Source organism: Streptomyces fractus (assembly GCF_049844455.1).
Taxonomy (GTDB): domain Bacteria; phylum Actinomycetota; class Actinomycetes; order Streptomycetales; family Streptomycetaceae; genus Streptomyces; species Streptomyces fractus.
This window is the reverse complement of the sequence record NZ_JBMYHI010000002.1, coordinates 8,407,501-8,422,290: the sequence shown is the minus strand read 5'-3', so window position 1 is coordinate 8,422,290 and position 14,790 is coordinate 8,407,501. Positions and strand designations below refer to the sequence as shown.

The following is a 14,790-nucleotide window of genomic DNA, read 5'->3' as shown; positions in this document are numbered from 1 at the left end:
TGCAAGGTGCGTACGCGTACGGACTTCAGAGTCGGTACGCGTTCATTGCCGATCCTTTACCTCGGGTGAAATCTTTTCCTCCCAGTCGATGTGATGACGGGTCAACCACGGAGCCGCGTTGCGCGGCCCGTCTTTCAGTAGCCGCGACAACATGAAGTCGCGCAGGATCCGCTGAAGCGGGCCGGGGATCGCACGCCTCTTCATGCTTGCGCTGGTGGCCACGAGCTCCTCAACACGAGGACGACGCAGTTGCTCGTAGCGCTCAAAGGCCGCATCCTCTCCGGGCACGTCGCGCAGACACTTGGCCAGCACCACGCTGTCCTCAAGGGCCATGGACGCTCCGTGACCGGCGTTGGGCGCCGCCGCGTGGGCCGCATCCCCGATGATCACCATCGGGCCTGTGTGCCACACGGGGGTAGACGCGATGTCGTAGACACCGATGCCCACCACGTCGTCTCTGGTGGCACGGATCAGGTCCGTGGCGGCGGCCCCCTCCCCGGCCACCCTCTCCAGCGCCCTACGTTTCCACTGCTCAGGCGTGGCCGTTGCGGGGGCGGGCGACGCAGACGCCGGGCCGGGAATGTTAACGAACCACCACGTGTCCCCAAAGGGCGTTGTGAGGTAAGAGAAGAGTGCACGCTTGCCATACGCCATGCGCATCGTCTCTTCCGGAGCGGTCACGGGAGCCTTTCTCACGTAGCCACACACCACGTCCTCGCCCGTGTAACGAGGGTGGGGGGCAAGAGGGTCGATCATGCGCCGGACCACCGAGTGGATGCCGTCACAGCCGACCAAGAGATCACCTTCGGCCTCGGTGCCGTCATTGAACGTGGCGATGACGCGGCCAGCCGTGGTGCGCACCGCCGAGACGAGGGCTTTGCCAGCCTTGATGCGGATGCCACGTCGGTGCGCCTCCTCGGCGAGCACGTGGCAGAGTTCGGCACGCTTCAACATGCGCGGGCCCGATAGCAGCCCAAAGCGGTCCCGGTCGAGCCGTCCATCCTTGAGTCGTTTCCCCCTGCCAGTCACGAACTCAATCCGAGTGGTGGGGAAGGACCGCTCCAGAACCAGTTGGTGCGCGTCGATCGCCCGCAGGGCATCCATCCCGTTGGCGAAGAGCCCGAGGAACGCGCCCCGTTCGCTCACGCCGCAGGGGTGGGTTTCGTACACGGTCGAGGTGATTCCGGTCTTCTTCAGCGCCATCGCAGTGGTCGGACCCGCGACTCCGCCCCCGATGATCAATGCGTGCATTACGGTCCTCCATTCGGATCCGTGGCGCGTAGAGCGTCCGACAGCACGATGAGTTCATGGACATCCGCTTCCAGGGATGCCTCCTGCGGCACGGCCACAGGAACGGCGAGCTCGGCCCCCATCTCGCCGGGTCGATGGGACCGAAGGGCCCGTCGCAGCTTTGCAGAAATGACCTCGCCGCCTGCGACTTCCGAAGTGCGTTCGCCCTGCGGTGTCAGGTAAGGGCTGATACGCACCAGGCCGTCACGACATTCGATGGCTCTGCGGTAGTAACGGCGGTGCACAGCACCGGGATTGAGCAGACTTCGCCAGGCTGCCGTGGGCACACGCGGCAGCACGTTCCCAGGGAAGACGTCATGGAGGGCAGTCCAGAGCGGCCCCATGCGACGGAAGTGCATCAGATGTCGCCACCACACCCTCAAGGCCACAGCCCGCATGGCGGCCGCTGGGTATGTGACCCCGACCAGGAACAGGGCGAGGCCGGGCAGCATGAAAAACGCAGCCGCGAACCACCCCAAGGCGGTTGATGCCGCACCCGCGGTCTCCAGTGACGCAGGGGCTGCGCCCCGCCCGGCCCAGTGCCGGATGACCGCCACGATAAAGAGCACGTTGGCGGCGACGATCGCGAGCATGCCGGTAGCAGCGGTGCGCAATCCTCTGCGCAGACGAGGGCCGGCTCCTCGCGCATAGCAGCGATTCCAGGCCCACGCCTTGGAAAACCCGAAGACAAGATAGGCGTCTGCGACCACATAAAAGACAGCCACACTGGTTACGTGGTGATCACGGGTGCCCACTCCATTTGGCGTTGACAGCGCGGCCCACACCAGGGTTGCGACCGTCAAAACCAGCGGAATCGCATACAGCAAAGCACGACGCCTCGCCTGACGATTGTCCAGCGCCGAGTAGAGGTAGAAGCAAATCAGCCCGTGCCAACTCACGGCACCCAGGGCATGCTCAATGAGGCGTGACACCATCGGGGTCGTACCGAGTAGTCCAAAGCCGTGGTCTGCCGCTCGGCCGAAAGGGAAGGCCGTCATCCATGCGGCCATCAAGCCGCACAGAGACCACAGCGCTCGGTCTGCGGGCGCTCGCCTCAGGCGAAGGAGCGCCCAAGTGAGGACTACGAACACAGTGATGCCGTACGCCCCGAGAAGCCCACTCATAGCCACCCCAGTCGGTCACTGAGCGCCACATCTATGCGACGCGCAGTGGCCTCATCCGCCGCCCTGGGAACAACCCGGTCTAGCACGGACGCCCACTCCAGAATGATCGTCGCTACGGTCTCGGCCTCACGTTCATCCTCGTGGTCGTAGGCCGAGCGCCCCAGTGCGCGCAGGATGCGGCTTTCGTCGAGGAGTGGCGTGCGACCGTACGGACCTTCGGAGCCGCCCCGTCCGAGTCCCGAGGGAACTTCTAGTGGTGTGCGGTTCTCGTGTCCTGCAAGGATATGGCCGATCTCGTGCAGAATGATGTGCCGCTGGTGGGCCGGGCTGGTCTGCTTCTGGTACACGATGAAGTCCGTCATCTCATCACCGATCCAGAGACCGTACGGTCCGGACACAGGAATATCGAAGGGGACCAAGTGAAGATCTCTGCCCCGTTGTTGCGCGAACCGCTGGCACAGGTCTTCCACGTCCAGGGGCGGCCTGATCTCCAGCTCATTGAGTAACCTTCGGCAGCGTCTACGTAAGTCGCGTTCACTCATCGATCTTGAATTCCCCCATATCTACAGGAAGCTTTGAACCCACGACTTCACGTGGCTTCTGATGCACCTGGCACAGCCCATACTCTCGTCAGCTACCGGACTGTGAATCTCCCCGATTCGCGATCTCCCGGTCTCCCCTTGGCGACTCCTGGCGAACGTCACCCAGAACGCTTTCCACGATCTGCGTCACGACGGCCAAGGAATCAGGACTGAGCTCCAGTGCGCGCAGGGCTAGGTTTCTAACCTGGGGGTGATGCCCCACCCTGGCGAGGGTGATCACCTCCTCCGCCTGGTCCTGCGGCGCCGGATCCAGGAAATACGATGCCGATACGCCGAAGAACCGCGCCAGCGCGGTCAGGAGGTCGAGCGACGGATTGCGCTTGGATCCGTTGCGCAGAGCCGACAAATACGCGCCACTGACGCGCAGGCCGGGCTGGATCCGCCGCAACTCTGCGGCGACCTCGTCGTGGGTATATCTACGCCCCGTCGGCTCTTGCGGACGGATCTCGTCGAAGAGCATCTCAAGCCTCTCGGCCAATGTCGGCCGCCCCGCAGCACCCGGCACGGATCATCCCTTCCGAAGCGAAGCCCTACCAGCACCCCTTCAACTCGCTTTACTCACGAACCAGTTGACAGAACCGCGCTACCGCACTCTAGACTCGCACCCCATTGAATTCAACCAGGAGTTGCGCAACAACTTCTGTCGATCACCCAAGAGTTGTCAATTCGTGAATTAATGAAGCACGAACAATCACTTGGGACTTGGGCGCCTGAAGATCCGCCCCAATACCGGTCCTGTTCCGGCCGGCGCTGAATATCGGCAAGCCGAGACGCCCGCCCCACAGTGTGAACTCGTGCCGACGCCACGAGGGGACGATGACCATGGCTCAGCACGCAACGCCGTTCCACGACGCACGGACCGATGCCTACGCCGCACAGCCTCCGCCCGGCGGCGAGTCCCCCGCACCACCCCCGAGGCCGGAAACGAACAGGCAGGCATACCGCTGCACCGTATGCGGGGAGTCACTGGTCGACGCCGTCACCGGAGCTCTCTACCGACACACCTGGGACCGCCGAGCGGCCGCCACCGTGGCCGACGCACGCCGCGAACGCCGCTCACTCGCCCTGATCCTCGCCGACGTCGACCGCTTCAAGGCGATCAACGACACCTACGGCCACCCCGCCGGCGACAAGATGCTGCACGCCATAGCGGAGGTGCTTCGCAGTGGCAGCGGGGACACCGGCATCGTCGGCCGCTACGGGGGCTGCGCCGGGGACGAGTTCCTCATCCTGCTGCCCGGCCTGGACCTGAACCACACCCTGGCGCTCGCCCGGCGGATGCGGGACCAGGTCCGCAGGCTCGTCCTCCGTGTGCTCACCGAGCGCGGCGTCTTCGCGACCCTGGCCGGCCAGACCGTCTCCATGGGCGTCGCGGTCGCCACCGACCTGCCTCCTGGCGCATTGGCGGACCTCCTGCTGGACTGCGACACCGCTCTACGCCAGGCCAAGCAGAACGGTGGCGACCAGGTCCGCGTCGCACTCCCCCACCCCGGCATCCCTGCCAAAGACGCCAGCAGACAACCGTGGATGTCCCGCGACGCAGGGATCAGCCATGACATGGGAATCCGTCTCATGCTGGCGCCCCACCACTGCCTCCCGCGCGCAGCTGAACGGGAGTTGGCGCTGTCGCCCCTCGGCGTGGAGCACGTCTACACGGTCCTCTCCACGCTCCTCAACCGCTGCACCGCACCCCTGGACACACTATGAAGGCCTATCGGCAAGCCGAGCTGCTCAACCTCGATGCCTGGGTACCTGAACAAGGCGCACAGGCCGTCCCCGCGGGAACCTGGTGGGACACCGTACGTGTCCCGGAGGTACTGGGTGTGAACGTCGTCCGCGCGTTCCGCACACTGGCCCCGACCCGGCTCGGCCCCGTCATCGCCGACCTCGACATGAAGGTCCCCAGCCTCTACTTCCTCACGCCCCTCGACACCGTCGCGACCTGGGACGAGCCGCCGACGCGGGGCCTCGGCCACCACAGCTACATCGTGGTCCCCGACGCCGACACCACGAGCCCTCCCGGCCCGTACTGGCTGATCAGGCCGCAAGACATCACCGTCCTCACCGACCCACGCGCCTTACGCCGCTTCCTCCACTGCGCCGAACCGGACACCCACCCTCCGGCGTGACAGGAACACACGACCATGCGACGCCCACCGGACACCAACCACCCACACCGCTCACGACTCACGAACTGGCGCCCCTGGCTGCCCCGCCGCACCAAGCCGGACCACCACACAGACACGCCACCCCCAGCGCAGCCCACACCCTCATCGGTGTCACGACAGTCCCGCTACGCGCTGCGCCTGCTGCGACGCGAGTGGCTCCCCGACATCCTGGAAGCCCTCGCCCCCGGCCCTCTCCAGTACCGCACACTCCTCGACAACGTACGCGCCAACAACAGCAACTCCGGGGAAGCAGACCAGAATTCGAGCCGCCGCGACATCCAGGAGTCCGTCCTGAACCGCACACTCGCGAAGATGCGCGAACTCGGGTTGATCGACAAAGACCGGGACACAGGCTTCCCCTACCACACGACGTATCGCATCACCGCCGCCGGACAAGAACTCCTCGACGCCCTCGTGCCCTTGATGCACTGGGCACAACGCCACAGCCCGCCCCCACCGGACAGCGGCCCCGAGTGAACGACGCCCCCCACCCGCAACCCCGACCCAGCGCACGCAATGAAGCCCCCACGCAAGAGCCCCGCCCCGAGCCAGGAACCCAGCCGAACGAGTAGAACCCACCTCCCCGAACTCGACGCCTGGCTCCGGGGCGGCTGCGCCCTCACGGTCGCCGGCGTGGCGGCCTACGCCTCCTACGTCCACCAACGCACCTTCGCCCTACAGGGCGGCGCGGACCCCATCAGCGCGTCACTATGGCCCCTGTCGGTGGACGGCCTCCTCCTGCTGGCAACGGCAGCCCTCCTCCGCCAGACACGCACCGGCACACATCACGCACACCGCCTCGTATGGCTGTCCTTCCTCCTCGGCATCGCGGTCTCCCTGGCAGCCAACATCGCGGCCGCACCAACGCCGGCGTGGAAGCCGGTACTGGTCGCCGGCTGGCCCCCGGTCGCACTGCTGCTCTCGGTGGAACTCCTGGCACACCTGCCCACGAACACACCGGGGCCGATACGCACCCGGGAGACGACAGCCAAGACGAAACGGGCCAGCGCGCAGGACGACCCGCTACTGACACAGGCACGCCAAATCGATGCCAGACACCGCGAGCTGCACCAGCGTCCCGTGCCTACCGAGACTCTCCGCAAGGAGCTGCGGATCGGGGCATCGCGAGCACGGCAGCTGAATTCCCGACTACGGGAGGGCGGGGGCGACACAGACTCTGCTCACGGGACTCGTACGCGTGCCGATCAACACGGCCGCGATCGATCCGGCTGAGGGACGCAGGCGCTCTGGCACACCCTCTCCCGTGACAAACGCCGAGCACCTATCGCGCCCAGCCCTCACCACCCCGCGGCGACCACCACGCCTGCAACACAAGAGGCCATCCCCTCGATCACGAGGAGATGGCCTCCGGCTTGCGCTCACAAGCCGACATTTCTGTCGGGACGACAGGATTTGAACCTGCGACCCCTTGACCCCCAGCAATGCGGACAAGGACGTCGCGAGCCCTTGAACGCTGTATAGCCACCTGTACGGCGACATCACGCCCTCGGGCGCCACTGACCACGCATGCGGGCACCATGCCCGGTCCCCGGAGCCGTCCCACGCTCTCACACGACGTGGACGGACATAGCCGCATGTGCGCATCCACCACGCACAGGGCCCTGACCAATTCTCGTCCCGAGCCTGCCGCTGCACCGGATCCAGACACACGGCTCCGCCGCGAGTGAGGGCTAGGCGGCAGCAGGACCACCTCGACGAACCTCTGCTACCCGCAGAACAGTTTCAGCCTCTCCCACGATCCGGCCGCGTCCGCTACGTCCTGCTCGCCGGCGAGAAGGTACTTCCATGTGACGCCTCGGACCTGAGGGGATGAGTTCGCGGTGTTGGCCCATTTCCTCGCTGCGCGCCGCTTCGCCTGCACTTCCGCAGTGGGCATGTCCTTGTCGCTCTTCGTCTCCACGAGCCAGCCGAAGCGTTCCGCTCCGAACTCTTCGATGACCACGAAGTCCGGGTTGTAGTTCCGGCCGTCCGTGGTCCATTGGATCGGCACGTCGTTGACATGCAGTCGTGCCCAGGTCAGAACGGAACCGCTGCTGTCTATCATGCCTGCTACCTGAAACTCGGGGGAACTGTCGAACCAGGCGTGACTGTAGAGATTCCTCTGCCACCCGTTGAATGCAACGGTCTTGTCGAACGCCCCGTCCGCGTGACCCGCTTCCTGCTTCCGCTGCGCCTTGCGGACCTTGTCGATCGTGAGCCATTCCACGTCATCGATGTACGAGATCTGGGTGGGGTTGAATTCCCGCAGCGTCTTACCGATCTGCGTGACGAGCCGCTGCCCGCACACTTCCCCGAATGCCGACAGACACTCCTGGGCCTCGTCGCCCATGGCCTTGATCACGCAGTCGACGATCCTCTCCGCGGCTCCGCACTCGTTCGCACGGCTCGGCACGTCCCTGGCTGACATGGCACGCTGGACCAACGCCTTACGGGACTCGGCAAGCGGCGTGTCCAACGGCAGGGCGGCCCTGATCGGCCCCTGGGCGGTCTCCGTGTGGACCTGGGCCCTCTTCCAGTTGTGGCTGGCGGACAACTTGGTACGGCGCAGCTCATCGGAATGGTCGCTGGCCAGGGCCCGCCCCAGGCGCTGGAACGGCCCGTAGTTCTCGGGATCGATGTCGTTCAGGCTGACCGTTGCCGGCTGGACCACGGAGATGAGCCGAGGGACCACGATCGGCTCCCGCTGCGGCAGCGGAGAATATTCGACGATCCCGGTGGACTTCCCATGCTTCTCCGCCTGGCCGGCGCGCGTCTTCTGATCCACGATCCCAACGCTGGAGCGAACAACCGTCGCTGCACGTACTGACTCGGCAGCCACCGACACCGGCGTCCCCCGAGAGAACGGGATACTTCCACGTACCTCAGGCTCCCCAGCGACAGCCGCTTCGGTCGGGAAGACCAGGCCAGGCGGAGTGATGGACTCCTGACGCACCTCCACACTGCCATCAGCCAATTTCCGTAACTGTGCATAGGTACCGTAGTCGATGAACGCCTCGTTGAGCACATTGCGCTTCTTCAGCAGGTCGCCGTACTTCTCGTGGGCCAGGACTTCGAGGGTGTCGAGGAACTCGACGTTGGTGTAGCGCCCGAAGGGGAGCCGCATGCCGCGGCCCAGGGTCTGTTCGGTGAGCACTGCGGATACCGAGGCGCGCATGGATGCGATGACGTAGACGTTCTTGACGTCCCAGCCTTCCTTGAGCATCCCTATGCTGATGATGATCCGCACTGACGAGTCTGGGTCCTCCACCGCCTGCAGGTCAGCGAGTGACTCCTCCTTCGCCTCACCCGTCAGCTTCGAGTGCACGAGCAAGGTCTTGCCGGCCCAGGAGCCCGCGTCGAAGCTCGTGGAGTCGAGAACGTCCTGGTACTCCCGGGCTTCTTCGATGGACCCTGCGATGACCAGCATGACTGGGTTCACTCGCGGGAGGTCCTGTTCAACGCAGTACGCGTCGACTGCTGCGGTCTTGTACCGGAGCAGACTGACGCCGTCGAGAAGCTTCGTCTCCGTGTCAGTGCGATCGTCACGACGCGCGACCATGACTGGGGTCTTGACCAGCTGGTCCGCGATCGCGGCAGCCAGCGGATACCGGAAGGCGACCAGGTTCTCGTCCGCGTTGGCGGGTGTGGCTGTCAAGCCGACCACGAGCTCCGGCTTGAGCTCCCTGATGGTCCGAGAGAAGGCGGGCCCGCGGTAGCAGTGGTGTTCGTCAGCGAGGATCACCAGGTCGTCGAGTTGGGCGAGACGCTCGTAGAGCGAGGCCCCCAGGTTCTCGAGAGACACGTGGGTGGCCCGTCCCTCTCCCGTGGCCGAGGTCAGCGCCTGGACGGTGAAGACGAATAGCTTCGTGACACTCACGTCGTCCATCGCCGCCCTTGCGGCCTGCGAGTCGAAATTCTCCGCGCTGATGACGTACGGATTCGAACGCATCAGAGGCCGCAAGGACTTCGGGTTGCCCGGCGTGAAGTTCAGAGCCGACTTGTCGCGGATAGTGCGGCCGGGTGCAAGGAGCAGGAAGTTCCGGGCCGGATGCTCCGCATCGGCCAGGTACTCCATGAGCCCGGCCATCACGTAGGTCTTTCCGACACCGGTCGCCGAGTCGACGATGCACTCGAAGGGCTGCGTCCGCTCCTGCACGTCGTAGTGGTCGGAGGTGCGAAGGATCACCGACTCGATGGCCTTGCGGTTGGGCTCACGCAGGTCGAGACGGTGCGCGACCTCGTTGAGGAGATCGGCTTGGAACTGGAGCTCCCCCATCAGACACTCTCCCTTTCGACCCCCACAGCGGAGCCAGGTGGGCTCGCTTCCCCGGCGGTGCGAGGTGTCGGCACGGCACGGCCGGCACCGAACGGACGTTTCCGGGTGGGCTTGCGGCGGTATCGGTCGAGGACGTTGTCCGGAATCAATTCGAGTTTCGATCCCGGACGTTGGGCCTTCAACGCATCTCCGGCACCGTCCCCGATCTGGGTTGCCCAGATCTCCACCACCTCGCCTGCGGGCAGTTGGTCGAGGAGGAACGCGATGGTGTCCTGCCCGACCATCCCGTCGAGCACCACATAGCGGGTGCGTCCATGCCGACCGACGAAGGCGCCGTCCGGCTGGTAGCGGACGGACAGTTGAGCGCACATGACCTCCACCAGCGCCCCCTGGGTCGCCCAGTCGGCGAGCAGAATCCTGTCGTGCCACTTCACGAACATGGACTCGCCGACACGGAGATGGGCGAAGCCACCACCGCCATGCCAATTCACGGTCGTGACGTTCCTGGTCTTCGTAGCCGCCTTCAACGCCTTGATCGTGCCCTCGTCGAGTCCGGCTCCGCCCGCCTTGGTCACCTTGTTGAGCAGCCGGTTGAACTCCTGTGCGTCTTCAGGGGACATTCCCTCAGGCAGCGCCTCGTCTTCGTCGTCGCCCACGACGGCCGTGGTGCGCTCGGTAACGCTGGTGACCCCGCCCGGATCCTCACCGTTGACCACCTTCGTCAGGCGAGGAAGGAGGAACCGGCTCACGGTGGAGGGCAGCAGTTCGCAAGTCACCCACCGGCGGCCCAGCTTGTGGGCTACCGCCGCCGTGGTACCGGACCCGCCGAAGCAGTCCAGCACGATGTCGCCCGGCAGCGACCCGATGTGAACAATCCGGGCGATCAGGTGCTCCGGCTTGGGGGTCGCGAAGGGATGCTCATCGGGGAAGAGCGCCCTGTTCTCGACCTTGCCTCGCAAGTTTCCGCCTACCTCGCTTCCCGGCCACCAGGTTTCCGGGACGCGGCCGTCGTCCTCCAGGTGCTTCTTTCGGCGGAGCCGCTCCCGCAGGCCGAGCATGACGAGGTCCGGCCAGTGACCAGCGTCGTATCGCGCCCGGGCCTTCGCGGCGGCCTCCTCAGCTGGCACAGACAGCATGATCGCGGGGACTTTGGGCCGCACCTCGCCCCGTGTGACTCCGCAAATCCGGGCCCGCTCCGCCTCGTCCTCGATGTCGCGAAGCTCGTACGGCGCGTACTCGGAAATCTGCTCCAGCATCCATGACTGCGCCTTCCCCCAGCACCGTCCCGGCGGCGGGTACATCAACTTCCCCGTGACCGGATGCTCGATCGCATAGACCATCGACTGATGCGACGCCGCGCCGCCCGCCGTCGCGTCGCTGTCACCCCAGGGGATCGGGTCTTCGTCCCGCGACCTGAAACGAGAGGTGTTCGAAGCCGCGAGCCTCGGCATTCGATTGGGCAACCATAAGTCGCTCTTGCGGTACACGAGGATCGTGTCCTGCGATGTGGAGAGCAGCTTGGTGTCGTTGCGCGGAGAGTCCGCCTTCTGCCAGGCGACCTCCGCGACGAAGTTGTCCTCCCCCAGTTCCTCGTCGAGGACCACACGGCACCGGTGCGACTCCGTGTGGTCGAGGTGAACCCACACGGAACCGTCCTCAGCCAGCAACGGCCGGATCTGGCGAATGCGGTCCCTAAGGAGAGTGAGCCAGATCGAGTGCGCGATGTTGTCCTCGTACTGCGAGAACGCCTGGCCGGTGTTGAACGGCGGATCGATATAGACCAATTTCACCTTGCCGAGATACCGGTCGGAGTAGGCCGGGATCTTCGCCAGAGCATCAAGAACGTGCATCGCGTCGCCGGTGACGAGGAGATTGTCCTCGGTCGGCCTCGGCAGCCCCACCGGCCGTTCCTCGGGTGTGGGAGCCGCCACCCTGCCGACCTCGTGGAGCAGCCGGACCTCGGACACACGGTAGTCCCACGAATCGACGAAGCTGTAGTCGTACCTGCCGTCCCCTGTGGACAGTAGAGCCTTATCCTTGTCCGCCCACGTCAGTTCGAGGCGACCTTGATGACGTGGCGTCAGCTTAGTTGCCATGGCACGTCCTTCGGGGATCGATGACGTGACCCGATCCATGTGCGCAATTCGCGCCAGGCAAACAGGAATCATCACGAATCCTTGGCACCCTTCACCACACTGACCGGAACAAGTCCCCCCTTGTCCGAAACTCAACTGCCCGTACAGGCAAGGAGGTTGAGACATCGAGGCCGTTACCGTCTACATCCTGGTGTTCGTCGACCATGAAACTCGGCGTCTGCAACTGGCTGGAGCAACGGCTCATCCGACCGGAGGCCCGGGGCGCGCAGCAGGCGAGGAACCTGGCCGTCCAGCTGGACACGCGGCTGGAGGAGCTGAGGTTTCTCATCCGGAACCGGGACTCGAAGTTCACCAACTCCTTCGACGCGCTCTTCGAAGCCGAGGACGTGGAAAACCTCAAGTCCCCGCCACAGGCGCCACGGGCGAATAGTCAGCGAGCGCCTCGTCGGCACCCTCCGCTGAGAACTGCTCGACCATGTTCTGATCTGCATCGAGGCCCACGCCGTGATCCTGCTGCTCGAGAACGCAGAACACTACAACGAACATCGACCGCACCAGTCTCGGCGACATCGGGAGACGACGGGTTCTCGGTGGCCTCATAAACGAATACCAGCAAGCCGTCTGCACCTCGTACGCTGCGCGGCGCGACCCGCTTGACCAGCAGCGATCAGTTCTCGAGCGGCACACGCGCGCCAGGGCTTCGACACGCTCCGCGTGCGTCGTCCGCACCGCCCACGGCGCGGACTTCGCCACCGAGGCGTTGGACCACGACACTTCATCGCCCACCGCGCCGCTCCGGCGGCGCAACCATCACCCGTCAGGTCCTGATCACTCGGCGTCAAGCCGATTCGGCTGTGCCGCTTTCCCGCAGGATGCGCGTGCCCTTCACGTCGACGCTCACGCCCTCCGGGTCGTTCACCGGGTCACCGGTCACGACGACCCCGTAGTCATGGGCCGCTCCCTCGATGGTGACGTAGCCATTGCGGACATCCCGTGCGACCCGCTCGGGGTCACGCTGCAGTTGTCGACCCCAGCCGCCTCCACCGTTGGTGTGGTAGCGGAAGGTGGCGCCCTGCCCCGTGGGCCAGGTGGCCACCCGTCCGAAGTAGTGGTAAATCCCCTGGTCCGAGGGCAAGTTGGTCTCCGGGTCGAGGACTCCGGCGACCGGCGTCGCCTTTGCATATGCCGCACTGTCCGTGCCCGGGAGGCGCGCGTTCGACTCGCCCTCCTGATCGAAAATCCACACACCACCGACGCGCCCCTCGGATCCCCCGTACACCCCGGTGCCCGATGGGGCCTTCAAGCGCAACGGCATCGTGTAGTGCTCGGCCTCCTGGAGGTAGCGAATGTCCTTCACCATTCCGGCGCCGCCACGGTTGAATCCCGGGCCGGCGGTGTCGGGAAGGTACTCCTTGCGCAACACCATCGCGGGCACGTTGCTCTCGATGCCCTCTGTCGAGGGCGAGAGCATATTGACGAAGTAGAGCGTGTTGTAGCCATCGCCGTCGCCTGCTCGGCTGGCACCCCACGCCCCGTACTCGCCTCCGCACTCCGCCATCGTTCCCCACGGCTCCCCGCTGGGATGAACACCCTGCGCGTTGTGCGTACCAGTTGATCCGAAGTCGCCACCGAAGGACCGGTCCCCGAGGGCGTGGCGCAAGGCCAGGTTGAGGGCCGACAGAATCGCGGACGAGACCTCCCAGAAGAAGAACACGACGCCGTCCGGCGGCAACGCGCTCGCGACCGTCCCCGGTGGCAGCACCACGTCGATGCCACGGAAGTTCCCCGAGGTAAAGGGGGCTTCGACCGCGAGGAGCATGCTCAGCCCCGCGCCGATGGCCGTCTTGGCATCGAGGGCTGCGCCGTTGATGCAGGTTCGGGCCTGTCGTGACGAACCGCTGAGGTCCCAGCGGACGCGGAAGTCCTCGCTGCGGGTGGACAGTTCCCCGACCAGGTGGGTCAGGCCCTTGTCGTACGGGGTGCGGCCGGCCTCGGTGCGCAGCGCCGCCACCGTGTTGTCGGCCACCGCGTCCCAGTTGGGGTAGTTGTCAGCGGCGCGCGGGTCGAGGAAGGTGAGCCGCGCGATGGGTGTGGATTGAGCCGTTGCTTCCGGATCGGACGCCGAAGCTTGGAGGCCGGTGGCGTGATCACGGCAGGTGGTCAACGGAATCAACCACCGGCTGAGCACTGGCTGTCAGCGGCGTCAAGGCCCGTTCGTTTCGGCTTGTGGCAGGTCGTCCGCAAGCGCTGCATGCCGTGGTCCGCGGACGGCGCTGAGGCGGGCTGTCGCCCGGGCGGTCGGTCAGGTGCCGACGGCGTAGTCGTTGTAGAAGCCCCGGCCGGATTTCACGCCGAGGTGGCCGGCGTCGACGTACTCGTGCAGCAGTCGGCGGGGCCCCTCGGGCAGGTGCGGGTTCTCCACTGCGTAGTGATTCTCGATGTCGAGGACGACGTCGAGGCCGATCTGATCCATCATCCGAAAGACCCCGGCTGACGCGCCGGTGTTCACCTGGAACATCGCGTCGAACTCCGCTGGTGTCGTCACGCCTTCGTCCACGACCGCCAGCGCCTCGCGCTTCACTGCGGCCCATACCCGGTTGAAGATGAAGCCGGTGCTCTCTTGGCGGGCTTCGAAGGGGTGCACACCGTAGCGTGGCAGCTCGGCCTTGAGCAGCTCGATGATCGCGGGATCGGTGGCACCGTCGCTCATCAGGTCGACCGCATTCTGCGTCGGCGGCATGTAGAAGTGCATGTTCAGTACCCGTTCCCTGCGCTGCACCCGGTCGATGAACAGCCGGGAGGCGTAGGAGGAGGAGTTGCTGGCCAGGATGGTGTCGGGCGGGGCGATCCGGTCCAGGTCGGCGAACAGGGTGCGCTTGAGTTCCAGGCGCTCGGGCACCGCCTCGATGACCAGCCACGTATCGGCCAGCGCGGCCTCCAGTGTGGCGACCCCGGTGACCCGGCCCTCGCGGGCGCCGGGACGCGCGGCGACTACCTGCGGCAGCGCTTCGCCAATGTAGTCCAGGGCCGCGGTGCGGACGTCGGTGGACGGATCGAAGACACGGACCAGCCCGCCGCCGGAGGCGAACATCAGTGCGATACGTCGGCCGAGGGTGCCTCCGCCGATTACCGCGACGGGGCGGTTGGTGGTCTCACGGGAAGCGGTGACCATCAGGGTCTCCTTTGGTGTTGTCCGGCTCGGCTGGTTGCCTGGCACACAGTCTCAGTACATAA

At 65.6% G+C, this 14,790-nt stretch carries 13 protein-coding genes; 4 read left to right on the top strand and 9 right to left on the bottom strand.

The window, feature by feature from the left end; all coding sequences use genetic code 11:
- Positions 1-42: 42 nt before the first annotated feature.
- The 4 genes from ACP4E5_RS40310 to ACP4E5_RS40295 all read right to left on the bottom strand — a co-directional run bounded on the left by ACP4E5_RS40310 (position 43) and on the right by ACP4E5_RS40295 (position 3,476).
- On the bottom strand, positions 43-1,251 hold the full coding sequence (locus tag ACP4E5_RS40310) for an FAD-dependent oxidoreductase (protein ID WP_425838330.1): 1,209 nt from the start codon (positions 1,249-1,251) through the stop codon (positions 43-45).
- Positions 1,251-2,414, bottom strand: a complete 1,164-nt coding sequence (locus ACP4E5_RS40305) for an MAB_1171c family putative transporter (RefSeq protein WP_425838327.1) — start codon at positions 2,412-2,414, stop codon at positions 1,251-1,253. The genes ACP4E5_RS40310 and ACP4E5_RS40305 overlap by 1 nt, the downstream gene beginning before the upstream one ends.
- The gene (locus tag ACP4E5_RS40300) at positions 2,411-2,776 is read right to left on the bottom strand and encodes a M78 family metallopeptidase domain-containing protein (protein ID WP_425838325.1); all 366 of its coding nucleotides are present in this window, start codon (positions 2,774-2,776) and stop codon (positions 2,411-2,413) included. The genes ACP4E5_RS40305 and ACP4E5_RS40300 overlap by 4 nt, the downstream gene beginning before the upstream one ends.
- Before the next feature lie 268 nt (positions 2,777-3,044).
- Positions 3,045-3,476, bottom strand: coding sequence for a helix-turn-helix domain-containing protein (locus ACP4E5_RS40295; RefSeq protein WP_425838322.1), 432 nt, complete (start codon positions 3,474-3,476; stop codon positions 3,045-3,047).
- Positions 3,477-3,838: 362 nt separating this feature from the next.
- On the opposite strand from ACP4E5_RS40295, the gene ACP4E5_RS40290 reads away from it, so the two are divergent.
- From ACP4E5_RS40290 to ACP4E5_RS40275, 4 genes are all read left to right on the top strand, one after another.
- Entirely contained in the window at positions 3,839-4,723 is an 885-nt protein-coding gene (locus tag ACP4E5_RS40290) for a GGDEF domain-containing protein (protein ID WP_425838320.1), read from the top strand.
- Positions 4,720-5,145: a hypothetical protein gene (locus tag ACP4E5_RS40285; RefSeq protein ID WP_425838317.1), complete on the top strand. Its 426-nt coding sequence runs from the start codon at positions 4,720-4,722 to the stop codon at positions 5,143-5,145. Before ACP4E5_RS40290 ends, ACP4E5_RS40285 begins: the two co-directional genes overlap by 4 nt.
- 147 nt (positions 5,146-5,292) lie before the next feature.
- Complete coding sequence (locus tag ACP4E5_RS40280; RefSeq protein ID WP_425838314.1) at positions 5,293-5,661, top strand: winged helix-turn-helix transcriptional regulator; 369 nt, start codon at positions 5,293-5,295, stop codon at positions 5,659-5,661.
- A gap of 39 nt (positions 5,662-5,700) precedes the next feature.
- The gene (locus tag ACP4E5_RS40275; RefSeq protein ID WP_425838311.1) at positions 5,701-6,417 is read left to right on the top strand and encodes a DUF2637 domain-containing protein; all 717 of its coding nucleotides are present in this window, start codon (positions 5,701-5,703) and stop codon (positions 6,415-6,417) included.
- A 493-nt stretch (positions 6,418-6,910) separates the two neighbouring features.
- Here the strand turns inward: ACP4E5_RS40275 and ACP4E5_RS40270 are convergent, their stop codons facing one another.
- The 5 genes from ACP4E5_RS40270 to ACP4E5_RS40250 all read right to left on the bottom strand — a co-directional run bounded on the left by ACP4E5_RS40270 (position 6,911) and on the right by ACP4E5_RS40250 (position 14,728).
- Positions 6,911-9,460, bottom strand: coding sequence for a DEAD/DEAH box helicase family protein (locus ACP4E5_RS40270; RefSeq protein WP_425838308.1), 2,550 nt, complete (start codon positions 9,458-9,460; stop codon positions 6,911-6,913).
- Positions 9,460-11,556, bottom strand: a complete 2,097-nt coding sequence (locus ACP4E5_RS40265) for a site-specific DNA-methyltransferase (RefSeq protein WP_425838306.1) — start codon at positions 11,554-11,556, stop codon at positions 9,460-9,462. The genes ACP4E5_RS40270 and ACP4E5_RS40265 overlap by 1 nt, the downstream gene beginning before the upstream one ends.
- A 396-nt stretch (positions 11,557-11,952) precedes the next feature.
- Positions 11,953-12,102 carry a hypothetical protein gene (locus ACP4E5_RS40260; protein ID WP_425838303.1) on the bottom strand — a complete coding sequence of 50 codons (150 nt, stop codon included), beginning with the start codon at positions 12,100-12,102 and terminating at the stop codon, positions 11,953-11,955.
- Between the two features lie 292 nt (positions 12,103-12,394).
- A complete protein-coding gene (locus ACP4E5_RS40255) occupies positions 12,395-13,744 on the bottom strand; it encodes a hydantoinase B/oxoprolinase family protein (RefSeq protein WP_425838300.1) in 1,350 nt (449 codons plus the stop codon).
- Positions 13,745-13,858: 114 nt separating this feature from the next.
- A complete protein-coding gene (locus tag ACP4E5_RS40250; protein WP_425838297.1) occupies positions 13,859-14,728 on the bottom strand; it encodes a 3-hydroxyacyl-CoA dehydrogenase family protein in 870 nt (289 codons plus the stop codon).
- Positions 14,729-14,790 lie beyond the last annotated feature (62 nt).

What these genes read in the sequence shown, in the direction of transcription:
- ACP4E5_RS40310 (WP_425838330.1), bottom strand. Translation starts at nt 1,251, where the DNA reads ATGCACGCATTGATCATCGGGGGCGGAGTCGCGGGTCCGACCACTGCG.
- ACP4E5_RS40305 (WP_425838327.1), bottom strand. Translation starts at nt 2,414, where the DNA reads ATGAGTGGGCTTCTCGGGGCGTACGGCATCACTGTGTTCGTAGTCCTC.
- ACP4E5_RS40300 (WP_425838325.1), bottom strand. Translation starts at nt 2,776, where the DNA reads ATGACGGACTTCATCGTGTACCAGAAGCAGACCAGCCCGGCCCACCAG.
- ACP4E5_RS40295 (WP_425838322.1), bottom strand. Translation starts at nt 3,476, where the DNA reads ATGCTCTTCGACGAGATCCGTCCGCAAGAGCCGACGGGGCGTAGATAT.
- ACP4E5_RS40290 (WP_425838320.1), top strand. Translation starts at nt 3,839, where the DNA reads ATGGCTCAGCACGCAACGCCGTTCCACGACGCACGGACCGATGCCTAC.
- ACP4E5_RS40285 (WP_425838317.1), top strand. Translation starts at nt 4,720, where the DNA reads ATGAAGGCCTATCGGCAAGCCGAGCTGCTCAACCTCGATGCCTGGGTA.
- ACP4E5_RS40275 (WP_425838311.1), top strand. Translation starts at nt 5,701, where the DNA reads ATGAAGCCCCCACGCAAGAGCCCCGCCCCGAGCCAGGAACCCAGCCGA.
- ACP4E5_RS40270 (WP_425838308.1), bottom strand. Translation starts at nt 9,460, where the DNA reads ATGGGGGAGCTCCAGTTCCAAGCCGATCTCCTCAACGAGGTCGCGCAC.
- ACP4E5_RS40265 (WP_425838306.1), bottom strand. Translation starts at nt 11,556, where the DNA reads ATGGCAACTAAGCTGACGCCACGTCATCAAGGTCGCCTCGAACTGACG.
- ACP4E5_RS40260 (WP_425838303.1), bottom strand. Translation starts at nt 12,102, where the DNA reads ATGTTCGTTGTAGTGTTCTGCGTTCTCGAGCAGCAGGATCACGGCGTG.
- ACP4E5_RS40250 (WP_425838297.1), bottom strand. Translation starts at nt 14,728, where the DNA reads ATGGTCACCGCTTCCCGTGAGACCACCAACCGCCCCGTCGCGGTAATC.